This window comes from Bacillus sp. FSL P4-0334, from assembly GCF_038004825.1.
In the GTDB taxonomy this organism is placed as follows: domain Bacteria; phylum Bacillota; class Bacilli; order Bacillales; family Bacillaceae; genus Bacillus; species Bacillus velezensis.
On the sequence record NZ_JBBORX010000001.1, the window covers coordinates 645,572 to 669,472 of the forward strand.

27 protein-coding genes and 1 pseudogene are annotated in these 23,901 nt (G+C 44.6%); 12 read left to right on the top strand and 16 right to left on the bottom strand.

What is annotated here, in order from left to right:
• Nucleotides 1–158 precede the first annotated feature (158 nt).
• Nucleotides 159–635, bottom strand: a complete 477-nt coding sequence (locus NSQ37_RS03310; RefSeq protein WP_007407629.1) for a Crp/Fnr family transcriptional regulator — start codon at nt 633–635, stop codon at nt 159–161.
• A 142-nt stretch (nt 636–777) separates the two neighbouring features.
• Here NSQ37_RS03310 and NSQ37_RS03315 point away from each other — a divergent pair, with 142 nt between their 5' ends.
• On the top strand, nt 778–1,497 hold the full coding sequence (locus tag NSQ37_RS03315; protein ID WP_160223330.1) for a YwiC-like family protein: 720 nt from the start codon (nt 778–780) through the stop codon (nt 1,495–1,497).
• A 31-nt stretch (nt 1,498–1,528) separates the two neighbouring features.
• On the opposite strand, the gene NSQ37_RS03320 is transcribed toward NSQ37_RS03315, so the two are convergent.
• From NSQ37_RS03320 to NSQ37_RS03335, 4 genes are all read right to left on the bottom strand, one after another.
• Nucleotides 1,529–2,245, bottom strand: a complete 717-nt coding sequence (locus NSQ37_RS03320; protein WP_007407631.1) for a Crp/Fnr family transcriptional regulator — start codon at nt 2,243–2,245, stop codon at nt 1,529–1,531.
• Nucleotides 2,246–2,342: 97 nt separating this feature from the next.
• A complete protein-coding gene (gene narK / locus NSQ37_RS03325; protein WP_007407632.1) occupies nt 2,343–3,533 on the bottom strand; it encodes a nitrate transporter NarK in 1,191 nt (396 codons plus the stop codon).
• A gap of 133 nt (nt 3,534–3,666) precedes the next feature.
• Nucleotides 3,667–5,337 (bottom strand): arginine--tRNA ligase, encoded by a 1,671-nt coding sequence (gene argS, locus NSQ37_RS03330; protein ID WP_007407633.1) that lies wholly within the window; start codon nt 5,335–5,337, stop codon nt 3,667–3,669.
• Complete coding sequence (locus NSQ37_RS03335) at nt 5,334–5,762, bottom strand: DUF1934 domain-containing protein (RefSeq protein WP_007407634.1); 429 nt, start codon at nt 5,760–5,762, stop codon at nt 5,334–5,336. The genes argS and NSQ37_RS03335 overlap by 4 nt, the downstream gene beginning before the upstream one ends.
• 153 nt (nt 5,763–5,915) lie before the next feature.
• On the opposite strand from NSQ37_RS03335, the pseudogene NSQ37_RS03340 reads away from it, so the two are divergent.
• A pseudogene (locus tag NSQ37_RS03340) lies at nt 5,916–6,428 on the top strand (bacteriocin biosynthesis protein AlbG); the annotation flags it as partial.
• Nucleotides 6,429–6,434: 6 nt separating this feature from the next.
• Here NSQ37_RS03340 and NSQ37_RS03345 read toward each other — a convergent pair.
• Together NSQ37_RS03345 and NSQ37_RS03350 are read right to left on the bottom strand one after the other, a co-directional pair.
• Entirely contained in the window at nt 6,435–7,811 is a 1,377-nt protein-coding gene (locus tag NSQ37_RS03345) for a YncE family protein (RefSeq protein ID WP_341123216.1), read from the bottom strand.
• A gap of 39 nt (nt 7,812–7,850) precedes the next feature.
• The gene (locus NSQ37_RS03350) at nt 7,851–9,206 is read right to left on the bottom strand and encodes a YncE family protein (RefSeq protein ID WP_015240776.1); all 1,356 of its coding nucleotides are present in this window, start codon (nt 9,204–9,206) and stop codon (nt 7,851–7,853) included.
• A gap of 230 nt (nt 9,207–9,436) precedes the next feature.
• Here NSQ37_RS03350 and NSQ37_RS03355 point away from each other — a divergent pair, with 230 nt between their 5' ends.
• From NSQ37_RS03355 to NSQ37_RS03385, 7 genes are all read left to right on the top strand, one after another.
• Nucleotides 9,437–10,582: a response regulator aspartate phosphatase gene (locus tag NSQ37_RS03355; protein WP_136396687.1), complete on the top strand. Its 1,146-nt coding sequence runs from the start codon at nt 9,437–9,439 to the stop codon at nt 10,580–10,582.
• Complete coding sequence (locus NSQ37_RS03360) at nt 10,566–10,685, top strand: PhrC/PhrF family phosphatase-inhibitory pheromone (protein ID WP_015240778.1); 120 nt, start codon at nt 10,566–10,568, stop codon at nt 10,683–10,685. The genes NSQ37_RS03355 and NSQ37_RS03360 overlap by 17 nt, the downstream gene beginning before the upstream one ends.
• 197 nt (nt 10,686–10,882) lie before the next feature.
• The gene (locus tag NSQ37_RS03365) at nt 10,883–11,086 is read left to right on the top strand and encodes a helix-turn-helix transcriptional regulator (protein ID WP_007407640.1); all 204 of its coding nucleotides are present in this window, start codon (nt 10,883–10,885) and stop codon (nt 11,084–11,086) included.
• Nucleotides 11,087–11,099: 13 nt separating this feature from the next.
• Complete coding sequence (locus tag NSQ37_RS03370; protein WP_007407641.1) at nt 11,100–11,303, top strand: hypothetical protein; 204 nt, start codon at nt 11,100–11,102, stop codon at nt 11,301–11,303.
• 34 nt (nt 11,304–11,337) lie between these two features.
• On the top strand, nt 11,338–11,523 hold the full coding sequence (locus NSQ37_RS03375) for a DUF4177 domain-containing protein (protein ID WP_007407642.1): 186 nt from the start codon (nt 11,338–11,340) through the stop codon (nt 11,521–11,523).
• Nucleotides 11,524–11,708: 185 nt separating this feature from the next.
• Entirely contained in the window at nt 11,709–11,990 is a 282-nt protein-coding gene (locus tag NSQ37_RS03380; protein WP_007407643.1) for a hypothetical protein, read from the top strand.
• Between the two features lie 43 nt (nt 11,991–12,033).
• Entirely contained in the window at nt 12,034–12,546 is a 513-nt protein-coding gene (locus NSQ37_RS03385; protein ID WP_023357177.1) for a stage II sporulation protein M, read from the top strand.
• A gap of 590 nt (nt 12,547–13,136) precedes the next feature.
• On the opposite strand, the gene NSQ37_RS03390 is transcribed toward NSQ37_RS03385, so the two are convergent.
• The 3 genes from NSQ37_RS03390 to speE form a co-directional block, all read right to left on the bottom strand.
• The gene (locus NSQ37_RS03390; protein WP_003151056.1) at nt 13,137–13,355 is read right to left on the bottom strand and encodes a helix-turn-helix transcriptional regulator; all 219 of its coding nucleotides are present in this window, start codon (nt 13,353–13,355) and stop codon (nt 13,137–13,139) included.
• Between the two features lie 167 nt (nt 13,356–13,522).
• The gene (gene speB, locus NSQ37_RS03395; protein WP_007614448.1) at nt 13,523–14,395 is read right to left on the bottom strand and encodes an agmatinase; all 873 of its coding nucleotides are present in this window, start codon (nt 14,393–14,395) and stop codon (nt 13,523–13,525) included.
• 58 nt (nt 14,396–14,453) lie between these two features.
• A complete protein-coding gene (speE, locus tag NSQ37_RS03400) occupies nt 14,454–15,284 on the bottom strand; it encodes a spermidine synthase (RefSeq protein WP_003151052.1) in 831 nt (276 codons plus the stop codon).
• Nucleotides 15,285–15,483: 199 nt separating this feature from the next.
• Here speE and NSQ37_RS03405 point away from each other — a divergent pair, with 199 nt between their 5' ends.
• Nucleotides 15,484–17,556 carry a transglycosylase domain-containing protein gene (locus NSQ37_RS03405; RefSeq protein WP_341123218.1) on the top strand — a complete coding sequence of 691 codons (2,073 nt, stop codon included), beginning with the start codon at nt 15,484–15,486 and terminating at the stop codon, nt 17,554–17,556.
• Between the two features lie 24 nt (nt 17,557–17,580).
• Here the strand turns inward: NSQ37_RS03405 and NSQ37_RS03410 are convergent, their stop codons facing one another.
• The 3 genes from NSQ37_RS03410 to NSQ37_RS03420 form a co-directional block, all read right to left on the bottom strand.
• Nucleotides 17,581–18,012 carry a hypothetical protein gene (locus NSQ37_RS03410; RefSeq protein ID WP_085341583.1) on the bottom strand — a complete coding sequence of 144 codons (432 nt, stop codon included), beginning with the start codon at nt 18,010–18,012 and terminating at the stop codon, nt 17,581–17,583.
• A 143-nt stretch (nt 18,013–18,155) separates the two neighbouring features.
• On the bottom strand, nt 18,156–18,674 hold the full coding sequence (locus tag NSQ37_RS03415; protein WP_007407649.1) for a YwhD family protein: 519 nt from the start codon (nt 18,672–18,674) through the stop codon (nt 18,156–18,158).
• A 12-nt stretch (nt 18,675–18,686) separates the two neighbouring features.
• On the bottom strand, nt 18,687–19,346 hold the full coding sequence (locus NSQ37_RS03420; RefSeq protein ID WP_003151043.1) for a site-2 protease family protein: 660 nt from the start codon (nt 19,344–19,346) through the stop codon (nt 18,687–18,689).
• A gap of 105 nt (nt 19,347–19,451) precedes the next feature.
• On the opposite strand from NSQ37_RS03420, the gene NSQ37_RS03425 reads away from it, so the two are divergent.
• Nucleotides 19,452–19,640 carry a 2-hydroxymuconate tautomerase gene (locus NSQ37_RS03425; RefSeq protein ID WP_003151042.1) on the top strand — a complete coding sequence of 63 codons (189 nt, stop codon included), beginning with the start codon at nt 19,452–19,454 and terminating at the stop codon, nt 19,638–19,640.
• A gap of 37 nt (nt 19,641–19,677) precedes the next feature.
• Here NSQ37_RS03425 and NSQ37_RS03430 read toward each other — a convergent pair whose 3' ends face one another.
• Nucleotides 19,678–20,097: a MarR family winged helix-turn-helix transcriptional regulator gene (locus tag NSQ37_RS03430; protein WP_012118692.1), complete on the bottom strand. Its 420-nt coding sequence runs from the start codon at nt 20,095–20,097 to the stop codon at nt 19,678–19,680.
• Nucleotides 20,098–20,481: 384 nt separating this feature from the next.
• On the opposite strand from NSQ37_RS03430, the gene NSQ37_RS03435 reads away from it, so the two are divergent.
• A complete protein-coding gene (locus NSQ37_RS03435) occupies nt 20,482–21,861 on the top strand; it encodes an amino acid permease (protein ID WP_032865071.1) in 1,380 nt (459 codons plus the stop codon).
• 64 nt (nt 21,862–21,925) lie between these two features.
• Here the strand turns inward: NSQ37_RS03435 and NSQ37_RS03440 are convergent, their stop codons facing one another.
• Both NSQ37_RS03440 and NSQ37_RS03445 read right to left on the bottom strand, forming a co-directional pair.
• Nucleotides 21,926–22,426, bottom strand: coding sequence for a YwgA family protein (locus NSQ37_RS03440; RefSeq protein ID WP_007407653.1), 501 nt, complete (start codon nt 22,424–22,426; stop codon nt 21,926–21,928).
• Between the two features lie 39 nt (nt 22,427–22,465).
• Entirely contained in the window at nt 22,466–23,767 is a 1,302-nt protein-coding gene (locus tag NSQ37_RS03445) for an HD domain-containing protein (RefSeq protein ID WP_007407654.1), read from the bottom strand.
• Nucleotides 23,768–23,901: the final 134 nt, after the last annotated feature.

Sequence of the window (23,901 nt, forward strand, 5' to 3'; positions counted from 1 at the left end):
TCAGGTGATGCTATGTACACTATAAACAGAGACGGCGCGTTTCCTTGTGAACTATGTCACACACTCTGCTTTTTTCACAAAACGTTCACACAGAGCAGCAGGAAGGATTTTCAAACGATATGGGGACGCCCGGCGTCATCAAAAAAAACCGGTTCTGTTTAAGAACCGGGTTCGGCGTTTTCATCCCGTGATGTATGCAGATACCGCAAAAACAACTGATAGGAACAGAAGACATTTTGCTGAAGCATCGCCAAAAAGTTCATTTGCAGCCGCGGATGGTAAGACATCATTTGCTTAAATACGGAATATGGAATATGGAGTACCAGGATATCCGGTGAGGCATTGACTGAGATAAAAGGCGATAAAGAGAGCCCGCCTTTTTCATCAATCGGAAACACATCGCCTTTTTCCCACAGCGCAACGGTTTGCGACCCTTCAGGGAGCCTGCTGTCCGTAAAACGGATATTGCCTTTTAATACAATATAAACGGATTGTGAATGAAGAAAGGATGGAGATTGGTCAGATGAGCCGCGGATAAACGTCCCGTTTTTCAGCAAGGTTTCGACAATGGACAGAGGCACTTCATTAAACATAGGAAGTTGTTTCAGAAATAATAAATAGTCACACTGATTCATAGGAAAGCCTCCTGTGCTAAGGATAGCTTTAGTGTAGCCCGATTGAGCCTGCACGGCAGTGATGTATTTCACAGCTTGTATGATAAAAGTCACTTATCAGGAGAGTGTATGTACTTATAATGAAATAAAAAGGAGGGTTTCGATGAAGGCGATGATTCCGAAGCAGCACGGCGCATGGGCGATGCTGCTGATTCCATTTTTACTCGGCATGATCAAGGGAGGCCCGGTTTTCTGGCATGTTCCGCTCTTTCTAGGCTGGCTGTTCCTTTACTTAGCGGTTTATCCCGTTTCGCTCGCTTTGAAAAAGAAACAGCTTCAGCCCTATCAAAAGTGGATATGGTATTACGGTTTTCCGGCCTGCTGCTTTTTGATCATTTCTGTCTATCATAAGCCGCAGCTCGTCTGGATCGGCGTTTTTTTATTGCCGCTGTTTCTCATACATACGCATTATGCCCGCCGAAAAAACGAACGGGCGCTCACGAATGATATTGCAGGTGTTCTGTTCTTTTGTTCAGGCGGGCTTGCGAGCTGCTGGCTGGGAACGGGAACCCTTGACGGCTGGGCCTGGTTTCTATTCTTGCAATCCGCTTTATTTTTTGTCGGGAGTTCTTTTTATGTGAAATCGGTCATACGGGAGAGAAAAAACAGAACCTTTGCATACTGGTCGTGGGGATATCACCTCTTGCTCCCCTTTTTATCGGCTCTTCTTGGGGCAGGCTGGGCGTTTCTCGCTTTTATCCCAAGCAGTCTGCGGGCCTGGTTTTTTCACGGAAGAGACTGGCCGGTGAAAACGCTCGGCATTCTGGAAATCGTAAATGCCGGCTTCTTTTTCGCCGTCATGTGTATATGTATCACAAGCTGAAAAACAAGGACACCGGCTGCCCTTGTTTTTTTCAGTCAATATTGCAGATCTCCAGCGGACAATTTTCACACTCGATCTCGCATCGTAAATAGTCCCGCTTGTGCAAAATAATTTTTCCGGTTTCGTCTATCGAAATAACCCCTTGTTTGCGGAGGTCTCCCAGCATGCGGTTGACGCTCTCCCTTGCCGCCGCGCAAAACTTGGCCAAATCCTGATTTGTCAGCACAATGTTAATCAGAATCCCGTCACTTCGTTCCACCCCGTAGCTGTTTGATAAGCGGATAAGGGTGGAATAGAGCGCCCCCTTTTTGCCGTGAAGAAGCAGGTCCCTGATCTTGGACTGGATTTTTCGAAGATGGGTGCTCATCCATTTCATAAATTCAAACGTCAAAACACCGTTTTGGATCAATTCCTTCTCCAGCTTGTTTTTATTAATGACGAGCACCTCGCCATCCTCTAACACTTTCGCACTGAGCATATATCTCGGCTCATCTGTGAATAGCGTCAATTCCCCGACAATATCGTTTTTTTGGCAGATTCTAAGCGTCAGGTCTTTTCCGTCAGATGTCAGCTTGCCGATTTCAATGAGTCCTGACTGAATCAGATAAAGCTCTTTTGCATCCATTCCTTCTTGAAACAAATAAGTGTGTTTTTTCATTTTCCTTTTCGTACTGATCGATTCCAGCAATTCATGCAGTTCGCGGGAAAGAAGTTCTTTATCAGATTTTCGGACAGAGAGAATATTCATGAGCTCACCTCGAAGAAAGTCACGTTGCGTATGTATATTGTAACGTGACTTGATTTGCACTCACCCAGAAAAAACTAACAATCTTGTGAATGGATCATTATGAATTGAGGCTCTGACTGTTTCTCTCCGTATGTGTTTTCATTCTTTCCTGCCAATACATCCAGATCACAAGAACAAAGCTGGCTAACGCGACCTCTGAAAGCGCCATAAACCCGATCGCGTATTGGCCTGTTGCCTGAAATACACTTGCCAGAATCAGCGGAGGGAAAAAACCGCCCAGTCCGCCCATAGCAGACACAATACCGTTGGCAATCCCCGCTTGCTTCGAAAAATAGAAAGGCACCAGTTTAAATACCGTCCCGTTTCCAATCCCTGAGCAGACTGCCACCGTCAGCGATCCAAACGCATAAAGGCCGATCGTCGGGGAGAATGACAGCATGACCCCTGACAGCGTAAGCCCTGCGAAAACGAACATCAGAATGCGGAGCGGGCTCAGTTTATCTGCAAGAAACCCTCCCACAGGCCTGAGCAGCGTAGAGACCGCAATAAAGCCGGCCGTCCGCAGACCGGCGTCCGCAGGGCTCAGCCCAAAATGCTCAACCAAAAAATTCGGAAGATAGATGGTAAAGGCGACAAAGGCGCCGAACGTAATAAAATAAAACAGGCTCAACATCCACAGCACATGATTTCGGTAAACGGCTTTCATTTGTGTCTTTATGGAAACTTTGACTTTCTTCTCATGCCGGTCGCCGAACAAAACGTGCAGTAATGCGAAAACAGCCAGCAAAACAAGATACATCTGCACGGTTGCTTTCCATCCCGCGGCTTGAGCGATAACCGGCGCCGCAAAGGTAGTAACGGCGGTCCCGATGTTTCCGGCACCGTAAATCCCATTGACGACTCCGTGCTTTTCTTTCGGATAATATTTCGGGAGGGACGTCACTCCGATGGAGAATACCGCTCCCCCGATCCCTAAGAAAAAGCCGCCCGCGATTAAATCAAATAAAGAATCCGCGATACTGATCCAAAATACAGGAAACAAAAGCAGGATGAAGCTGATCATAAACATCAGCCGCGCCCCGTACCTGTTCGTTAAATATCCTAAAGGAATACGGAGAAGCGATCCGAGAATAACGGGAATCGCCGTCACCAATGAAATTTCGCCTTTGCTTAAATGAATATCTGATGTCATTTGAGAAATGAGCGATGAAATCAGCACCCACACCATAAACCCTGCCACTAAGCTTAATGACTGCAACGATAATTGAATATGTTGACGATTGATCATTCGGCTTGCCCCTTTCACTGATTCAATATCAGTCTTATCATACAAAAACTCAGTGTGCGGGATTGTGAATTACATCACACGCTTTATATACAAAAAAAGAACAAAGCCCGAAGACTTTGTCCTTTGATCATCATTACATTTTTTCCGGAGCCGATACGCCGATCAGCTGAAGCGCATTGTTCAGCGTAATTTGCGTCGCCTTCATTAAAGCGAGACGCGCGCGGCTCTTCTCTTTATTTTCCGGATCGATGACTTTCTCCGCATTGTAGAAGCTGTGCAGAGCGGAAGCCAGATCATAAATATAGTTTGTGACACGGTGAGGAATGCGTTTTTCCGCCGCTTCTGCCACTGCCTCAGGGAAGCCGCCGATCGTTTTCAGCAGGTCATATTCTTTTTCTGATTGAATATGGCTGAAATCAAGATCTGCCGCCGGTTTAAGTCCCTGCTCCTCCCCTTGGCGAAGCATGCTGCAAATACGTGCATGTGCGTATTGTGCATAATACACAGGGTTTTCGTTAGATGTGGATACGGCAAGATCCAAGTCAAAATCCATGTGCGTATCAGCACTGCGCATCGCGAAGAAATAACGCACGGCATCCAAGCCGACTTCTTCAATCAAGTCGCGCATCGTTACGGCTTTCCCCGTACGTTTGCTCATCTTCATTTTTTCGCCGTTTTTGTATAAATGAACGAGCTGAATGATCTCAACTTCCAATGTGCCTTTCTTGTAACCGAGCGCTTCAATTGCCGCTTTCATACGCGGAATATACCCGTGGTGATCCGCGCCCCATACATTGATGAGCTTGTCGAATCCGCGGTCAAGTTTGTCTTTATGGTATGCGATATCCGGCAGCAAATAAGTGTATGAGCCGTCTTTTTTGATCAGCACACGGTCTTTATCGTCGCCGAACGTTGTGGAGCGGAACCATGTCGCGCCGTCCTCTTCGTATACATGGCCCTTTTCGCGAAGCGCCTCAAGCGCCTGATCAATTTTTCCGTTTTCGTACAGTGACGTTTCAGAATACCATACGTCAAACGGTACGCGGAAATTTTCCAGGTCGGAGCGAAGTTTATCAAGCTCGTACTTTAAGCCGTATTCACGGAAAAACGCCTGACGTTCGCTCTCCTCTTCATGTACGAAACGGTCGCCGAAATCTTCGGCAAGCTTTTTCCCGATGGCGATAATATCCTCGCCGCGGTAGCCGTCTTCCGGCATCGGTTTCTCGAGACCGAGCGCTTCAAAATAACGGACTTCAACGGAAAGCGCCAGGTTGTTAATCTGGTTGCCCGCATCATTAATATAGTACTCGCGGCTCACATCATAGCCCGCTTTAGAAAGAACGCTGCACAGCGCGTCACCTACCGCCGCGCCGCGCGCATGGCCTAAGTGAAGATCTCCCGTCGGGTTGGCTGATACGAATTCGACCTGAATCTTTTCGCCTTGTCCGATGTTTGTCTCTCCGTAATGTTCACCCGCTTCAAGCACGGACGGAATCAGTTTTGTTAAGTAGCTGTTGTTCATGTAAAAGTTGATAAAGCCAGGTCCCGCAATATCCATCTTTTCAATGGAAGCTTTGCCTTTATCAAATGACGCCACGATCTCCTCAGCGATTTGGCGCGGCGCTTTTTTTGCGATTCTCGCCAGCTGCATCGCCATGTTTGTGGAATAATCACCGTGTGTTTTTTCTTTCGGCGTTTCTAACAGTACGCTTGGAATCTGGCTTTCGTCCGCCAGGCCCGCTTTCAGAACGGCCGCTTTGATTTCTTCCTTCAGCACGTCCTTCATTTGTTCCGCAATGTTCATGCGTGAGTTCCTCCCTCATACGTGATCGTCATATTATGTAAATGCTGCTGCCCGTCTCCGACATGCATGTCATATGCGATGCTGATTCGGCCTTTTTCTTCACCGAGATCAGATTGAATCGATTTTGTGCTTGTTTCCAGCTCAAGCTCACCAAATGACATTTTATATTTCGCAATTGTGGAAGCTCCCGTTATGAAACGCTGATTCATTTTAACAGCGCCTGACCTCATGATCAGGACTTCGCCTTCGCTCACCTTCACAATCGTTTTTACTTTGCCTAGGTCGTGTTCTTCATAATAAGATAGATACACTTTTTGTTGTTTTACATAGTAAAATCCGGTAGTACGGAATTCGATGACTTCATCATTTCCGTCATCCTCGATCACAGACTTCACATGGAGTGTTATCGGTGTCTCTTGCTTCATTTTGACACGTCCTTTTCATCATTCCACTTTGACTTGAATAGTATAATCATTCAGCTTGTAAACTTCAACTGCTTCTATCTTACCATCATTGCTCATTAGATTTGAAGATAAACCTCATAAAAAGCAGTTCCTTATGAGAAGAGAAAATCATATCACTATGTCACCCAATCCGTAAAAAACATGACAGCAGCTTTTCAGAAACTCACACAGTCTCATCGAAGCTGCTGCGACTTCCGGCAACATAGATTGTGCAGCAGAAATGCCAACGATGTCAAAGCGCTGCGTGACAGCTATAAAAACGTCCGCCAAACACACGTGATTGCTGCTGTATTATGCCAAGTCATCATATTCGGCTGCGTGTTCGAAATCGTCAAAGCCGTCCCTTTCCGCTTTCACACGCCCCTTGCCGTATCAATGGGACTCGCGGTGTTACTGATTTTGTATTTATTGTATTTTATGCGGACGTACTTGCTGCAGCTTTTCCAGCATGTCAGCCTGTTCAAAAAAGGGCATGCGGGAGCGCTGACAGGAGCCGGGGTTTGGCGGATGCTCAGTTTCACCATAAGTGAACTGCTGTTTTTAATCATCCTGGCTGCCATCCAGCAGATCGGCTCATTTATTTATAAACGATTTTTTTATCGCAGCTCTGCTTCTCTCAACCTGTGAAATAAGCTACATCGCAATCGCTGACGGACCAGTCCCAACCGGAATCACCGTCATGGCTGTATAATCACTCGTGCGGTACACGGTTACGGTATTGTCGCCGGGCTGTGCTGCATAAATGTACTGATTATCAGGTGTTACGGCGAGGTCAAAGGCGCCGGGCAGAGACACGTTTGCAATGATCCTCTGTCCAGCCGTATTAACTACGTATAAGTTATTAATGAGAAACGGTTCACTATATGGCTCTAGAAAATAAGCCCTAGTGCTATCGCGAGAAAATACAATCGTCCTCAGCGTTTCAAATAAACGGTTGAAGTCGCCTCCCCTGCTTAATGGTGACAAACTGATCTCCGTTACACCTTTCGGCAGCAGCTCACCATTCAACACATACGCAAAATTTCCAGCGTAAGGAGTGGCAATTAAACTGGGAAATTCAAATGTATCTATGATACTTTCTACCAACTGCCCAGTATTTACATCATATTTATCAACCGACCAACTGCTTCCATTAGCGGTATAGACATACTGTCCATTCGGATCAAGAGCAAAGTCTAAAGCGCCGGGTATCGGAATGACATCAATGACCGATTGAGAGGCCATGTTGATCATATATATAGAGCCGGCGGCCATCACGTACGCGAACTCATCTGTTGAATCAAATTCAACCTTTCTCGGCCCTCCTCCAACAGTGATGGTATTTATGATGGTTAATGTTTTATTATCTAGCACTGAGACAAGGTTGGTATTCCCATGGAGGACATACGTGAAAGCTTTATCGAAAGTAACGCCTAGATTAGTTGGCACGTCAGAAAAAGGGATTGTTTTTACAACAGTGTTTAAATCTGAATCAATAACCGAAACCGTGCTGTCTCCTGAATTGGCTGTAAACACATACGATTGAGGGTCTGGCGGTGGCGGTAAAACAAGTGTCCCGGCCACCGTAAGCGGACTGCCGTAGAAAGGCGGTACAATGAGAAGATCTTCCACTGTTATTTGACTGAAATCAGGACAGCGGCCAGACTGCGCTGCATAATAAACAACTTGATCAATCTCTTCAGTATGAATCACAGAAACAGACCCGTCCCCTTGTCCATATTGATTTCGTACAGGCGACACACTGACAAGAAGCGTAACGGTCCCTTTTACTCTCACGGCATATCGAACACCGATATCTTCTGCTTCCGGCCCAGTCTGGATTAAGCAAGGCTCACTGATACATAATAAATGATCAGTACTCCATGTAACCGTCGCAGCTGCTTCGGCAGAATCAATGGTGAACCCATCGGGAATGTCAATCGGCACTTGAAACGGCGCTTCTCTGCTAATTTCCTCATCACAAAAACAGAAACAATTTTCCTGTAAAGCAGACAGATCATTCTTTTTCATGAATTCACGTCCTTTTAGAAATGTACAGCATGCAGTTGGTTAAATCACAATATCTCCCGGTGAAACCCCAAGAGATATCACAGTTTCCACAGAATAATCATCCGTGTTGTAAACAGTGATGTTCTGCTCTAAAAAATGAGCAGCATACAGAAATTCGCCATTCGGAGTAAACGCAAAGTCTCTTGCCGATTGCGGAACATTTCCTATAACGCCTGCACCATTCGGACTGACAGCATATAAATTGCCAGTGAAGCTGTCATGTAAATACACCTCTGATCCACTCGTAAACATTACATATTGGCCATCAGGCTCCAGCTCTTGGGTAATGCTGATCGTAAACGTATTTAAGTCAATAACCGTCAAATAATTGAATAAGAATTCTTGTTCTAAGACATACGCATACCGCTCCGGCCAATTTGTTTCTATGGATGATACGATAAGCTCTCGTTCAATCGTTCCTGTGACTTCACCGGTGAATAGGTCCACTTTTTGCACTAAACCAAAATCAAGAACATAGGCGAATAACCCATTGGGATCAATTGCAAAATCAAATCCTTCCACAGGAATCGACCTATCCACAGTTAACGTATCAATTCCAATCACATAAATCGCAGTATCGCCGAGAACATAAGCAAACTCATGATTTGGGATACATTTTATCGATCCAGGCGGCTGATCCAGCAGTATGGATGCTGTCACTGTTAAAGTGTCATAATCGATGACAGAAATCACATTATTGTTGAAGTGCAAAACAAACACAGCGCTTTTATCCGGAGTTATTTCAATACCTGTCGGCCGGTACGGTAGAGCAATCGTTGTCACAACAGTATGAGTGTTTGTATCAATCACAGAAACTGATTGATCATTTGGATTCGCTGTAAACGCATAAACGGGTTCCGGCTCAGGAACAAACACAATCGTGCCCGTCACCGATAAAGGACTGCCATAGAATGGCGGAACGACAATAAGGTTCTCGATCGTAATGTCACTGACATCCGGGCAATCATCGGGTTCATCAGAATAATAGACGACTTGGTCAATCTCTGCATTGCGGATGACAGAAACAGACCCGTTCCCTTGTCCATATTGATTTCGCACTGGTGAGACACTGACGAGAAGCGTAACAGTTCCCTGCAGGCGCACTGCGAATTGAACACCGATTTCATCAGGCTCTGGCCCCGTCTCAATGAAACAGCGTTCAATGACACAAGAAAGGCTGTCTGCATTCCACGTCACGTTTGCAACAGCTTCAGCCGGATCAACAACAAACCCCTCAGGCAATTCAATCGGCGCTTGAAACATCGCTTCACGGCTTGCTTCTTCCTCGCAAAAACATAAACATTCTTCTTGTGCGGCTCCTGCTTTTTCTTTAAAGGAAAGCTTGTTATTTCTCATATCTTCACTTCCTTTTCAGACATACACTGCTCACGCAGATACAACAGAATATGGGAAGGTGGATTTGTTTGCTTGTACAAATTGTGGGGATAATAGTGGATTTTTGAAATGATATCCGCAGACATGCGGTTTTAACGAAAGAAAACATTGCGGTATTTTTGCGCTATCCTTCCGAATGAAAATGATAAAATATGTCATATACATAACGTGGAAGGGAGGGATTGGGAATAGTGGCGAGTGTTTTATCATCTTCAGCGGTTGGAGAAAAAATCAACGAATGGTATATGTACATTCGAAGGTTCAGCATCCCGGACGCCGAGTACTTGCGGAGAGAAATCAAAGAAGAACTTGCAGGTCTGGAAGATGATCAGGATCTTCATCTATACTATTCTCTCATGGAATTCCGCCACAATCTGATGCTCGAATACCTCGAACCGCTGGAATCGCAGCGGATAGAAGAACAGCCGAGACTATCGGATCTGCTCGCGGATATTGATAAAAAGCAGGCCCGGCTGACCGGACGTCTTGATTATTATTTTAATTTCTTCCGGGGGATGTATGAGCTGGAATGCCGTGAATATCTTTCAGCGATTCAGTTTTTTAAGAAAGCTGAATATAAGCTTGATTTTGTCAAAGATTGTATCGAGAAAGCTGAATTTTATTTTAAGATGTCAGAGTCCTACTATTATATGAAACAGACATATTTTTCTATGGATTATGCCCGGCAGGCTTATGAAATTTATCATAAGCAGGAGGCATATAATATAAGGGTGCTTCAGTGCCATTCATTGTTCGCTACCAACTTTCTTGACTTAAAGCAATTTGATGAAGCAATTCAGCATTTTAAAAAGGCTTATGCCATGGCAGAGGCAGAACAGCAGCCACAATTAATGGGCCGGACTCTATATAATATCGGACTTTGTTTTAACAGCCAAGAAAATTACAAACCAGCCATTGATTACATAAAACGGGCAATAGCTGTTTTTGAAGATGGGAACATCATCACTTCTCTCCCGCAAGCCTATTTCTTAATCACACAAATACATTATAAAATCGGAAATATGGCCATAGCCAGACAATATCATGACAAAGGGGTATCTTATGCAGAGGAGGCAGAAGATTCCCTATATATAGTCGAGTATGAATTTTTGGAATCTTTGTATGTCGGTGAGCCTGATGAAGAAGCAATCATGGAATGTTTTGACTTTCTCAGAGATAAATCGATGTATGCTGATCTTGAAGATTTTGCCTTAGATGTGGCAAAATATTATCATGAAAGAGAAAATTTCGAGAAGGCTTCCGCATATTTTTTAAAGGTGGAAGAAACAAGACAGCAGATTCAAGGAGGTGTGAAGTTGTATGAAATTGAAGTATAAATTAGCACTTACTTGCTTGGCAATAAGCACTGTTTTTGTTTCAGCCGACATCGCAAGTGCACCGAAACATCAATTTGAAGTTGCTCAGCGCGGAATGATTTAAATGATGATTACTTTTAGGCTTGCAGGTTAAACTGCAAGCCGTTTTTTATATAAACAACTAATTTGCAAAAACAAAAAGTATACCTTAAAATTCAAATGTGTAAAAAGTATTTGACACATATACATATATTATTTAAAATAAATATATATAAATTTGAAAATTTAAAATAAAAACAAAAATATTTAAGGAGGGTTTTAGTGGATAACAATATTAAAAAACTTAGAACAGCAGCTGATATTTCACAAAATGATCTGGCTAAGCTCTGCAATGTGACCAGGCAAACCATCAATGCAATTGAAAATAATAAATATGACCCGACTTTAAGTCTGGCTTTTTCGATAGCTCACGCATTAAATACGGGAATAGATAAAGTATTCAACTATAACGCCAAAAAAAAGTAAGGGAGCGGTTCTTATGAAGAAAATGGATGAGATGCAAAAACACCAATCGGGTATAGCCGCCAGAATAGCATTTAGTTTTTATACTGTCGCTTTACTGATATGGTCATTAATAGATTATTTTAAAAACGGAAATACAGGATGGCAATTTCCAATACTTTTAATAGGCTGCGCGCTCTATTTATGGATTCAAGTTTATCATAATCGAAAAACAAGGTAACAATTCCAATACACTTCCGGAGGATTATACAGCAATGTACGAATATAAGTTCATAAAAGTAGAAGTAAACCGATGGAAAGGAAAGCCTAAAGAAGACTATAAAGAAATTATTGAAAAGTATTCTCAGCAAGGATGGAAGCTGGTTCAAATATTTGCTCCTCCTATTTCAGGTTATGGGGCAGCCGATTATTTTGATATTATTCTTGAAAAAAAAGTATAAATGTTTCAGTACAAAGAAAGCCGGATCATACATATGGTCCGGCTTTCTTTGTACTGAAATAAGCCAGCAGATACCTTAACGGATTTCACCTCTTAAATATTTTTTCGGAAATCCGCAATTCAAATAGCTTCCAATATATTTTATTATTTAACTTGCTGGGGATATTGAAAAAATTGGAGGAAAAAATGAGTCTACTTTTAAAAACACAAAATAGTAAAGCGATTTTTACATTAGTAGCATCAGGAATCATTGTTCTCGCTCTTTTCAGTATAAAACATAATCATTTAAGCATGGATGTCATCGATATTTTAAACAGAGCTGGAATAATAGCTCCTAGTTGGATTGTCAGTGCTATCACTGCAACGGGTTCAGTCCTGGCTATCATTACTGTTTTAGGATCTCTTGGTGCAGGCTTGCCATTAGCCGTTTTAGAACAATTGGCTGCAGCAAGCACAGCAGCAGCTTAATATAAAACATTAAATTCAATATCCCTGGCAGTCCCTTAAACGAATGGATGAAAATACTTTGTTTAAAAAGAACGTTTTAGTCAAATTGTACATACTCTGTCTGATCTTATTTTTAATTGCTTTATTTACAGCATATTTTTATACAGATCCCGCTTCAAATGTAAATAATCTAAATCGAAATATCCGTCCGGATTTTTTTCAGATTTTCTTTAATAATATTAAAGTAGCGAGTCTGCTTGTTTTTTTAGGCCCGTTGACGCTGTCACTTGGCACGATTGCAGTTTTAATTATTAATGGATTAATTTTAGGAAATGCCATAGGAAACATCAAAGACAATTTAAACCTTTTACTGCTTGTTATACCCCATGGAATAATTGAAGTCCCGGTATTGCTTCTTGCAGCTTCTGTAGGAATGAAATTAACTTTGGATTTATTACTCCTCAAAATAAATTTAAAATTCACTTTTAAATATATTGGTATTATATTTCTCGGTTTAATGATAGCAGCTATGTTAGAAACATTTCTTACACCTATCTTTATAAAAGGAGTCTCTTAGGATTATGCAAATTGAATTATCTTCATTTAAGGACCGAAACATTAATTTTTTGTCCTCATTTTTGTTTTATATTATCGGGTTAGCTTTTTATTTAAGTTCCCTATTACCTTTTATGAAAAGTTTAATTCCCAAAAACATCCCTATACAAGTTGTTGAGCAAGTAAAACATTTAGATTATATCATTGCGATAGCCGCACTGTTACTTTTAATGTTCGGGGTGATTTTTGAAGGATTTGTATTATTTCTCATTATAAATTTTCTTGGCGCTCAAATTAAGATTAAAACCTTTTATTCCCTATTTATGTTTTCTAACATCCCGGTCGCAATTAAGTTTTTTCTTATATCATTCAAAAACATTTTCGCAGAACATCCAAACACTAGTTTATTTTTCACAAGTAATCATTTGATTTTTTCTATCTTTGATTTGTTCAATATTGCATACTTATTTCTTTTGTTTATTCTTCTGAAATGGAGAACAAATTTGAACTACCTGACAATCTCAGTTTTTATTTTTACGGCATTCCTGTATAGAATGTTTTTTTAGCATATATAAATAAACCCCCTCAATAGGGGTTTTTCTTTCATTTCGTTCACTGTATACAATTCCTTTTATATGCTTCCGAAACAATACCGACTCTAGTACTCACATTCCACTTTTTACAGAGACCGGCTATGATATATTCGACATTACGCTGCGAGTAGTTTAATGACTTAGCGATCTCTTTATTAGGTTTTTCAGCAATTATCAGTTTAATTACTGAAATTTCAATCTTTTTTAATTCCAATTCATTTTCTACTGCTGTTTTCATTCTAACTTCCTTTCTAAAAATGTATTTACTAAATAATACCCTATTATATAATTTTTATCAATAACATCAATTATTAATGGTAAAATAATATGTTGCTTTTACTAACTTCTAAGTAGTTTATATACAATATAAAAATCCCCCGCATGTTTCAAGCGGGGGATTTTCTTTTATTTCACAAACCCAAGCAGCATTTCACGAATCATCTTGCTTGCCGTGTTTGCGGTTTGTTCTGAGTGGTCATAGACCGGCGCGACTTCTACGAGGTCAGCGCCTTTTACATTGACTTCTGAGCGCGCGATTTCATGGATGGACGCGAGCAATTCTTTAGACGTGATGCCTCCTGCGTCAACCGTGCCCGTTCCCGGCGCATGAGCGGGATCAAGAACGTCGATATCGATGGTGACATAAACAGGGCGTCCCGCAAGCTGCGGCAGCACTTTTTTCAGCGGCTCAAGCACTTCAAACTTAGAAATGTGCATGCCGTTTTCTTTCGCCCATTCAAATTCTTCCTTCATTCCGGAACGGATGCCGAATGAAAATACGTTTTGCGGCCCGATGAGCTCGGCCGCTTTGCGGATCGGAGTAGAGTGGGAAAGCGGTTCGCCTTCATAATCCGTGCGCAGGTCGGTGTGCGCGTCAAAATGAATGATGGCAAGGTCCGGAAATTTCTTATACATGGCTTTTATGACAGGCCATGATACAAGGTGCTCCCCTCCCATGCCGAGCGGGAACTTTCCTTTTTCTAAAATGCTGTCCACGTATTCTTCAATCATATCAAGGCTTCTTTGCGGATTGCCGAACGGAAGCGGAATATCGCCGGCGTCAAAGAAATTCAAATCAGCCAAGTCACGGTCGAGATACGGGCTGTATTCTTCAAGACCGATAGACACCTCGCGGATTCTCCCCGGGCCGAAACGCGAACCCGGACGGTAGCTGACCGTCCAATCCATCGGCATGCCGTAAAGGATGGCGTCCGCCTCTTTCCAGTCGGGGCGGCTTGCGATAAATACTTTTCCTGAATATGCTTCATCAAACCTCATGATAAAACCCTCGCTTTCCTGTAAAAAAGCGCAAGATTCGCTCCTGCGCCGTACGTTTTTATTTGATTAAGTCGCTCACAAATTTCGGAAGAACAAATGCCGCTTTGTGAAGCTCTTTCGTGTAATATTTCGTGTCGATGTCAAAGAAACGGCTGTCCTCCACTTCAAGCGGATCGTACTTTTTAGAACCGATCGTAAATGTCCACAAGCCGCTCGGGTACGTCGGGATATTAGCCGTATACAGGCGGGTGATCGGGAAGATTTCTTTCACGTCACGCTGTACGTTTGTAATCAGTTCCGGTGTAAACCACGGGTTGTCCGTCTGCGCGACGAAGATGCCGTCTTCTTTTAACGCCTTGGAAATTCCGGCATAGAAGCCTTTTGAGAACAGATTGACGGCCGGTCCGACCGGTTCTGTTGAATCAACCATGATGACGTCATACTCATTCTCTGATTTCGCAATGTGCATGAAACCGTCATCGACTCTCACGTCGACGCGCGGATCATCAAGCTTGCCCGCAATGGACGGAAGGAATTTTTTAGAGTATTCAATAACCTTGCCGTCAATGTCGACAAGCGTCGCTTTTTTTACGCTTGGGTGCTTCAGAATCTCTCTGATAACACCGCCGTCTCCGCCGCCGACAACGAGGACGTTTTCCGGATTCGGGTGCGTAAATAACGGGACGTGCGCAACCATTTCATGATAGACAAATTCGTCTTTTTCAGAAGTCATGACCATTCCGTCTAAGAACAGCATGTTGCCGAATTCTTCTGTCTCCACCATTTCCAGATGCTGAAATTCCGTCTGTTCCGTATGTAATGTTTGTTTCACCTTTAATGTAATGCCGAAATTCTTCGTCTGCTTCTCCGTATACCAAAGCTCGCTCAATTGTCATCTCCCTTTCAAGGCTTATTTCATTTATTGTAAGCGTCTGTATCGCTTTTATTCCGGTTAAAATCTCATTTTCACCTAAGGAAAAAGTATAGAGGATGGAGGGGAAAAAGTAAAGAAGTGTCCGGTTTGATATGTTTAAAAAACCCCCTTTTTTCACATAATAATAGAATCATGAAAAAGGGGGTCCCCAAAAGTGGATAAAGTATCTGGAAAACAGCTCAGAATCACATTCAAAATCATCCGTGCCTGCATCTTTCTGACACTGATCGGCGGAATGCTGGCCGGCGTCTGCTTCACATCCGTTCTTCTTGCAGCGAAATGGCAGGGGGCCCCCTCCGTCCGGGTTCCTCAGTCTACGATTCTTTATGCAAATGACGGCTCAAAGCTAGGTGAGACCGATTTCGGGGAAAAGCGCTACTGGGTCCGGTTAAAAGATATCAATCCGATAGCGGTGCAGGCCGCCATAGCGGTGGAGGATCAAAACTTTTACAATCACCACGGTTTTGATTACCGGCGGATGGCCGCCGCCGCGCTGGCTGACATAAAGGCAATGGCCAAGGTTCAGGGCGCAAGCACCATCACCCAGCAATACGCGAGAAATCTCTACCTTGAGCATGATAAGACATGGAAACGAAAATGGAACGAAGCATTTTACACGATCCGCCTTGAACAGAACTATTCTAAAAACGAGATTTTAGAAGGTTATGTAAATACGATATATTACGGCCACGGCGCATATGGAATTGAAGCCGCCTCGCGCCTGTATTTCGGCAAACACGCCAAAGATCTGAACGATGCGGAAGCCGTGCTTTTGGCGGGCATACCGAAAGGCCCGTCCGGCTATTCGCCATATGTCAGCGAAAATAAGGCCAAACAGCGCCAGGAAACCATTCTCCGAATGATGATCGGCCAAAAAATGATCTCAAAAGAAAAGGCGGAAAGGCTTAAGAAAACGCCGCTTGCCTATCAGCCGCTGAAAAACAGAACCGCGGCGAAAACGGCGCCTTATTTTTACGATGATGCGATGAAAGAACTCGAGAAAAAGCTCGGCATGACGCGCGAACAGCTGGCAACGAGCGGATTGCGTGTTTATACGACGCTTGATAAGCGCATGCAGCGGATTGCGGAAAACACTGTGGCACATACGATCCGTACCGGCTCTGACATTCAGGTCGGCTTTTCCGCGATTGATCCGGCAACAGGGCGCGTGCTTGCGCTTCTCGGCGGACGTGACTACGAAAAAAGCCCGTTTGACCGGGCGACACAGGCGAAACGGCAGCCCGCTTCCACGATCAAGCCGCTTTTGTACTACAAAGCGATTCAAAGCGGCTTTACACCGGTCACGCTGATGAAAAGCGAAGCCACAGAGTTCCAGATTGACGACAACGGAGATACTTATTCTCCAAGCAATTACAACGGCTACTACGCCAATAAACCGATTACGCTGCTTCAGGCGCTTGCGTTATCAGACAACATTTATGCCGTGAAGACCCATCTCTTTCTCGGCATGAATAAGCTCGTGTCGGCGGCAAAGGAATTCGGCATCAGCGAACATTTAAAGCCTCTTCCGTCTCTGGCGCTCGGAACTGAACCCGTGCGCCCGATTGAGATGGTTAATGCCTACGCGATGCTCGCAAACGGGGGAAAACAAATCACCCCTTCCTTTATCACAAAAGTGACGGATACCGCCGGCAACGTCTTGTATGAACAGCCGCGCGGACATCAGCAGACGCTTGATAAAAAAGCCGCTTTTGTGACGGCGAGCATGATGACGGGCATGTTTGATCAGGATTTAAACGGCTATACTTCCGTCACTGGACGCACCATTTCTGACCGGCTGACCCGAACCTATAGCGGTAAATCAGGCACGACGAGCGCAGACAGCTGGATGATCGGCTTTAATCCCGCTCTTGCCGCCGGTGTATGGACAGGCTATGACAAAAGCAGCACGATTGATTCAGTAGAGGAAAAAAGCTATGCGAAGACGATTTGGGCGGACTTTATGGAGAAGGCGCTCGAAGGAGAACCGGAAATAGCGCTTAAACCGCCGAAGGGCGTCACGGGCGTCTATATCGATCCCGCTTCCGGCTACACTTCGGGACCCGGCTGCGCCGCAAAGCATTATACGTATTTCATCGCAGGCACTGAGCCCGCGGATGTGTGCTACGGACCGGAACCTTCTAAAAAAGAAAAGGAACACGCCCCCGCCCGCAAAGAAGCTCCGCGCAAAAAATGGTGGGATAAGTGGCTCGGCAAAAAAGACTGAGCCCGGTGCATTGCGCGCCGGGCTTTAATCCGCGTCTTCCTCAAGCACCCACGGGAGCAAGAGTGAAAAGTCGAGATGGATAATAGGGTCAGGAAAACCCTTCGGTATAAAAAATGTTGTACTCGGCAATGAAAACGAAAAGCGGTTATCTCCCGCCCTCTCGATATGAAAATTCGGCCAGCCTTCCCTAAGCCTGCCGACAATCGGATAGCTGCCCGCATAATGATGCAGGCCGTTTTCCTTTCCATGCTCCCCCAAATCGTGACAGACAGCCGGACGAATCCCAAACTGCGTAAACAATCTTGTTTTCTCGGCGGGAAGGAGATTCACCGCCTCGGAAAAGTTCCGGCAGCTCCCGCAATCGCAGGGATCAGGCCATGATTTTTCATATTGTTTTCTCGTTTCCTCCGCATCTGCTTCAATGACCCATGGCCCGATTTCAAAGACGGTGAACATGATGAAACCTCCGCGTAAACATGAAAAACCCCGAGTCTTGGTTCGGCTCGGGACTTTCCATGTCCTGATTCTGTATCAACAGTTTACTCAGTACAATTGCAAAATAGTGCAAATATTTATAAAGTTCACAAAAAGTTCACAAATTATTTTTCTTCCGGAAGCAGTCCTGTTTTCAATTCATCGGATGAACGTTCCCAGAGCCCTTGGTCATGCTTCTGCAGAAATTCAGCAAGCACCTGCTTTGAGCTGGCGTCCATTTTGTCCACGATAATGCAGCGCTTCATTGATTTATCCATTAAATTCACATGCTCCGGCAATGACTTATAGCCTCTGCGGATACTTCTGTCCACGGTCATTTCACAAGCCGTCACACCCGCGTAATAAGGGCCTTCTTCTTTTCTGTCGATGGTGACCCACACGAGCCAGTACGGTTTTCCGTTCGGCACTTCATCTTTGTTCGGCAGGAATTTGATGCCTTTTTCAACGACACTGCGGGCATGCATGGCGCCGATGTCAACGAAGGCTTCCTTCTCTTCCACATCGACAAATACCGGAGAAATATTGTCAAGGCTCAGCGCCCCGGCGCCAAAACCGCCATGTCCGTCGGTCGGATCACTTTTAATAATATTAAATCCGATTGTTTTCTTCTTTTTTTCTTCCATGAAAATACCCTCCTACAAAAGCGGTTGAAATATAATGGCAAATACCTTGAGAATCCAGTCTCTCCCCTCGCTTAACAGCGGCCACACGACATAGGAGCCGACCGGTGTCACAAACAGCACGAGAAACACGATAATCCCGTAGCTCTCAAACTGAGTCATTTTGGCGCGCACCCGCGGCGGCACGAGATCCTCAATAATCCGGTAGCCGTCAAGCGGAGGAAGCGGCAGCAGGTTGAATAAACACAGCGCGAGATTCAGCTGAATCCAAATAGAGAAAAAGCGGTCAAGCCCCATGCTGAATGCAGAAAGCAGCTCCATTCCGTAAGCATGCATCAACACTAGCAAAAAGAAACCGATAAAGGCAAGAAGCAGGTTGCTTACAGGCCCGGCGACGGAAACCAGCACTCCCGCCAGCCGCGGTCTTTTAAAGGCGCGGCGGTTCACCGGCACCGGACGGGCCCAGCCGAAACCCGCGACCAAAATTAGAATCGTTCCGAAAACATCAAGATGTTTAATCGGATTGAGCGTTAATCTGCCCTGCCTCGCCGCGGTATCGTCTCCGAACCGATACGCGACATACGCGTGCGCCAGTTCATGCATCGTAAATGCCACAATCAGCGTAATCACGACATAGGGCATAAGCTCCAGCGGATAATATAAAAATCTGTCCAAATGTAAAAATCCCCTTTTTTAAAAAATGCAAGATTGTCCTTCATTCAGTATACTATAAGTGACCTCTCTTCCAAAGTGAGGAAACGATAAAGGAGGATCAGCACCATGCCGCTCGTAACCGTTAAAATGCTTGAAGGCCGCACAGATGAACAAAAACGGAATCTGGTTGAAAAAGTGACAGAAGCCGTAAAAGAAACGACAGGCGCAGCCGAAGAAAAGATCATTGTCATGATTGAAGAAATGAGAAAGGATCATTACGCCGTCGCCGGCAAACGGATCAGCGATACGGAGTAATCCTTGATAATGGCCGGCGCTGCTATGTCAGGCCGGCTTATTTCATTACTTTTTCAACGAGGCTGAAAAAGGTATTCTTTTCTTCTTCTGTCAATGCTTCGAACAGCTCGTCAATGAGCATCTGCCGGTTTTCAATCATTTGCATGGCCGCCATTTTTCCCGATTCGGAAAGCGTCATCCATACCGTGCGTCGGTCTTCGTTATTTCTCGACCTTTCCACGAAACCCTCTTTTTCTAAATGATTCAGAGCGGTTGTCGTGGCTGAAGGCGATAATGTGACTTCCTGCAATATATCTTTAATCGTGCACGTGCCGTGCCGGTAAATAATCCTGAGAATAAATCCTCTGATATTGTTTATACTCTTCGGAATTGTCGCCTCATCAAGCTTTTTCGTGCTCTTTAAATATTTCGTGAGCGCGTAATCCAGTACATTTGCTTGTAATATATCGTGCTTCATGCAGAAACTCCCCATTTCAAGATGCATCCATCATCATTGTTTGTTTTTTATTACATTTTACTGATACCTTACGGAGAAAGTCAAAATTCCGGCCGGAAAGCCCACAACTTTTATCCTGCCCTATACAGACTATTATCTCCTGCTTTTTTACCCATCCCTTTTATGCAATGCTGGTTTTATAGACATGATTCAGGTAAAATCATTAAGGGTGACTGCGTTTGACGGAAAGGATAATCTGATCGGATGCGGCAGACAATATGACTGGAAAAGAAACGGAACAGACGGGGAAACAGAACACAGGATTGTCGATTACACAGAAGATGTGACACGGGTAAAAGCCAAAGAGGCCCTCTTGGCTTTTACTTTTGGATGGAGGGATGCGTGTTGCGGAATATCCTACAAAAAAAAGACATCACCCAGCTGCTTGAACAAAGCAGAAACAGGCAGACTGCCAAAACGATGGGTGGATTTGATTTAACATTACTGGGCATCGGCGCCGTCATCGGGACGGGCGTCATGGTTCTTACAGGCATTACGGCCGCGAAAAACGCCGGGCCTTCCGTAATCTTTTCTTTTATCATTGCAGCCGTTGTCTGCAGCCTTGCAGCATTATGTTACGCCGAAATCGCTTCTGTTCTCCCGGTTTACGGAAGTGCCTATATTTACTCTTACACTACCATGGGAGAAATTGTCGGCCATTTAATGGGCTGGACGCTCTTATCCGTTTATATGGTGACGGCGTCGGCGGTGGCAAGCGGCTGGTCAAGTTATTTTAATAATCTGTTAGCCGAAATCGGCATGCCTTTGCCGGACAGTCTGCTGCACGTGCCGAGCCAGGGGGGCATCGTCAACCTTCCTGCCATCATCATTACTCTATTAATTGCCGTCGTTCTGTCACGCGGCTCTAAAGAGAGCAAAACCTTTAATAATATAATGGTTCTCGTAAAAATCGGAATTGTTTTGCTGTTTATCATCACAGGAAGCTTTTTTGTAAAGCCGGGCAATTGGCATCCTTTTATGCCTTTTGGAATCAAAGGCGTCATTACGGGGGCTTCTGCCGTCTTTTTTGCGTTTCTCGGATTTGACGCGATTTCCGCTTCGGCTGAAGAAGTCAAAAAACCGCAGCGCAACCTGCCGATCGGTATTATCGGTTCACTGGTGATCTGTACATTGGTATACGTCATCGTCTGTCTCGTCATGACGGGGATGGTTCCGTATTCACAGCTTAATGTGCCGGAAGCCATGTCTTATGTGCTGCAGTCTGTCGGACAAAACGCGGTGGCGGGCGTTATCGCTGCCGGTGCGGTGATCGGACTGATGGCCGTCGTTCTCGCCCATACCTATGCGGCGACCCGTATATCTTTTGCGATGGCAAGAGACGGAATGCTGCCGAAAGTCTTTACCATTGTCGGAAAGAAATCGGGAGCGCCGATCTTTAATACGTGGCTGATCGGACTGATCAGCGCCTGCATCGCGGGTTTTGTTGATCTGAAAGAGCTGTCAGATCTCTCAAACATCGGCGCATTATTGACATTCGCCATGGTCAGTCTGTCCGTGCTGATTCTGCGCCGCACCCATAAGGATCTGCCACGGGGATTTAAAGTGCCTTTTGTACCCGTACTGCCGATTTTGGCCATTATCTGCTGTTTGTTTTTAATGGTCAATCTGCCGCTGAAAACGTGGCTTTATTTTGCCGTCTGGCTGATCATCGGCGTGATCGTTTACTTTTTATATTCGTACAAGCACAGCAAATTGAGACAATAAACAAAACCAGGCCCGCTTTATCGCGGCCTGGTTTTTTCATCAAAAAAGACGAAAGCCATCGCCTTTAACAAATGTGTTTCAGCTCTTCTATGTAGTGAAGCGCCTCATCATATTCTTCATCCGTATATTTCTGTTTGCTTTTTATCGTAAACACTTTCTCTTTCTTTTCCTCAGCTTCAAGGCCGTCAAAATACAAAATCGTAGACACCAGCTCCAAAAACCGGGATGAGCGGCTGTTGACGCTGTCGATGTACTTCTTCATATCCGGCATCGTAAGCTCCGCATGATGTAAAAACTCGGCTCCCGTCTCCGTCAGCGAGTACCGGTATTGAAAGTAGCCGCCCTTTTTTTCCTTCACCTCATCCAGAAACCCAAGATTGCACAGCTCTTCAATTCGAAGCGTCAGTTCTTCGGAATACGGGCCGTAAAAATGAAAATCATATTTTTCGTAGAAAGGATACTGCATTTTCTTCGCGATATAAATGATTTTCTGCAGCTTTTTCCGCCCGATGATTTCTCCAGAATCCGAGAACACCTTCATCAGTTTTGCATGTTCTTTCAACAAATTCCCGACATCTCCTTTTCCTTCTTTACCAAAATCCTTCTATGTCAGTCCCAGCAGCTGCCGGATTTTTAATTTTGCTTCAGGGTTTTCTGAATCGTCACAAATGAGGTCCATCGGATAGTAGAGCTTATGGTCCGTCCGGCGTTTGCCCGAAATGGATTCGACAATGGCGGACTGCCTGGACAGCTCTTTGATCTGGCCCTTCTGCGTTAACAGGTGAATCGGCAGACGCTCCTCCTCTTCACCCGGCCGGTAAAAATCATACGGCAGATCCGATGAAGAATCGACCACTAAATAGTAATTGGGATCAATTCCCGCCTCTTTAAACAGAGCGGTCAGTTCAAAATAAGCCGACATTTCCTCATTGGGGTTAAATTCGGCATATTGAAACAGCTGGCGGTTAATGAAGCGGCGGCACAAGTCGGACAGAATCGGGTCCTCTTCTTCCTCCCAAGCCTGGAAATAATATAAAATGATGGCTTCATCAAGCTTCAGATAATCCGCAAGCGTCAGCTTCCCTTCAAAAATGGAATAAAAATGAACGGGAGCATGAGTGAAGATATACCCTTCTTCATGGAGCTGCTTCGCACGGTGGAGAATTTTCGTCAAAATGACTTCAGCGCTTCTCGTCACGGGATGAAAATACACCTGCCAGTACATTTGATAGCGGCTCATAATATAGTCTTCGACGGCGTGCATGCCGCTTTGCTTAATGACGATTTGGTCCTCTCGCGGACGCATCACCCTTAAAATCCGTTCCATATCAAAATGTCCGTAGCTGACGCCCGTATAGTATGCGTCCCGCTGAAGGTAATCCATCCTGTCGGCGTCAATCTGGCTCGAAATCAGGCTGACCACCTGTTTGTTTTTGTATGTTTTGGCAATGACTTCGGCAACATCCTGCGGAAATCCCGGTCCCGCCTTTCTGAGAACCTGATTCACCTCGGTGTCGCCGAGAATGATTTCCCTCGTATAGTCTTCATGATCCAGATGAAAAACCTTTTCAAAGGAATGCGAAAACGGCCCATGTCCCAAATCGTGCAAAAGCGCGGCGCTGAGACAGAGTTCGCGTTCATTGTCATCCCATTCAGGACGCCCTTTAAAAACATCATCAACCATTCGTCTGACAATCTCATAGACGCCGAGAGAATGGTTAAAACGGCTGTGTTCCGCGCCGTGAAACGTCAAATACGTCGTACCGAGCTGTTTGATCCGGCGCAGCCGCTGAAATTCACGGGTGCCGATCAAATCCCAGATCAGCTTGTCCCGCACATGAACATAGCGGTGAACGGGATCTTTAAACACTTTTTCTTCTGATAATTTTCCGTTTGGATACGCCATCGTCATTCCCTCTTTTTTTTAGCCGTGATTCTATTATATCGGCTCTGTAATTTGAAAACATCCTTGAATTTGTCCGGCGTTTTGTTCCAGTTTTCCGTCATTGATTTTTTGAAGCAAAAAAGCCTGACCCATCG

Excerpts from the sequence above, each read along its gene's own strand:
- speB (WP_007614448.1), bottom strand. The coding sequence starts at position 14,395 with ATGAGGTTTGATGAAGCATATTCAGGAAAAGTATTTATCGCAAGCCGC.
- NSQ37_RS03390 (WP_003151056.1), bottom strand. The coding sequence starts at position 13,355 with ATGAAAACAGCAGTAGAAAATGAATTGGAATTAAAAAAGATTGAAATT.
- argS (WP_007407633.1), bottom strand. The coding sequence starts at position 5,337 with ATGAACATTGCGGAACAAATGAAGGACGTGCTGAAGGAAGAAATCAAA.
- NSQ37_RS03320 (WP_007407631.1), bottom strand. The coding sequence starts at position 2,245 with ATGAATATTCTCTCTGTCCGAAAATCTGATAAAGAACTTCTTTCCCGC.
- NSQ37_RS03380 (WP_007407643.1), top strand. The coding sequence starts at position 11,709 with ATGAGTCTACTTTTAAAAACACAAAATAGTAAAGCGATTTTTACATTA.
- NSQ37_RS03345 (WP_341123216.1), bottom strand. The coding sequence starts at position 7,811 with ATGAAAAAGAATGATCTGTCTGCTTTACAGGAAAATTGTTTCTGTTTT.
- NSQ37_RS03375 (WP_007407642.1), top strand. The coding sequence starts at position 11,338 with ATGTACGAATATAAGTTCATAAAAGTAGAAGTAAACCGATGGAAAGGA.
- NSQ37_RS03385 (WP_023357177.1), top strand. The coding sequence starts at position 12,034 with ATGGATGAAAATACTTTGTTTAAAAAGAACGTTTTAGTCAAATTGTAC.
- NSQ37_RS03370 (WP_007407641.1), top strand. The coding sequence starts at position 11,100 with ATGAAGAAAATGGATGAGATGCAAAAACACCAATCGGGTATAGCCGCC.
- NSQ37_RS03310 (WP_007407629.1), bottom strand. The coding sequence starts at position 635 with ATGAATCAGTGTGACTATTTATTATTTCTGAAACAACTTCCTATGTTT.
- NSQ37_RS03445 (WP_007407654.1), bottom strand. The coding sequence starts at position 23,767 with ATGGCGTATCCAAACGGAAAATTATCAGAAGAAAAAGTGTTTAAAGAT.
- NSQ37_RS03350 (WP_015240776.1), bottom strand. The coding sequence starts at position 9,206 with ATGAGAAATAACAAGCTTTCCTTTAAAGAAAAAGCAGGAGCCGCACAA.
- narK (WP_007407632.1), bottom strand. The coding sequence starts at position 3,533 with ATGATCAATCGTCAACATATTCAATTATCGTTGCAGTCATTAAGCTTA.
- NSQ37_RS03410 (WP_085341583.1), bottom strand. The coding sequence starts at position 18,012 with ATGTTCACCGTCTTTGAAATCGGGCCATGGGTCATTGAAGCAGATGCG.
- NSQ37_RS03430 (WP_012118692.1), bottom strand. The coding sequence starts at position 20,097 with ATGAAGCACGATATATTACAAGCAAATGTACTGGATTACGCGCTCACG.
- NSQ37_RS03315 (WP_160223330.1), top strand. The coding sequence starts at position 778 with ATGAAGGCGATGATTCCGAAGCAGCACGGCGCATGGGCGATGCTGCTG.
- NSQ37_RS03360 (WP_015240778.1), top strand. The coding sequence starts at position 10,566 with ATGAAATTGAAGTATAAATTAGCACTTACTTGCTTGGCAATAAGCACT.
- NSQ37_RS03425 (WP_003151042.1), top strand. The coding sequence starts at position 19,452 with ATGCCGCTCGTAACCGTTAAAATGCTTGAAGGCCGCACAGATGAACAA.
- NSQ37_RS03335 (WP_007407634.1), bottom strand. The coding sequence starts at position 5,762 with ATGAAGCAAGAGACACCGATAACACTCCATGTGAAGTCTGTGATCGAG.
- NSQ37_RS03415 (WP_007407649.1), bottom strand. The coding sequence starts at position 18,674 with ATGGAAGAAAAAAAGAAGAAAACAATCGGATTTAATATTATTAAAAGT.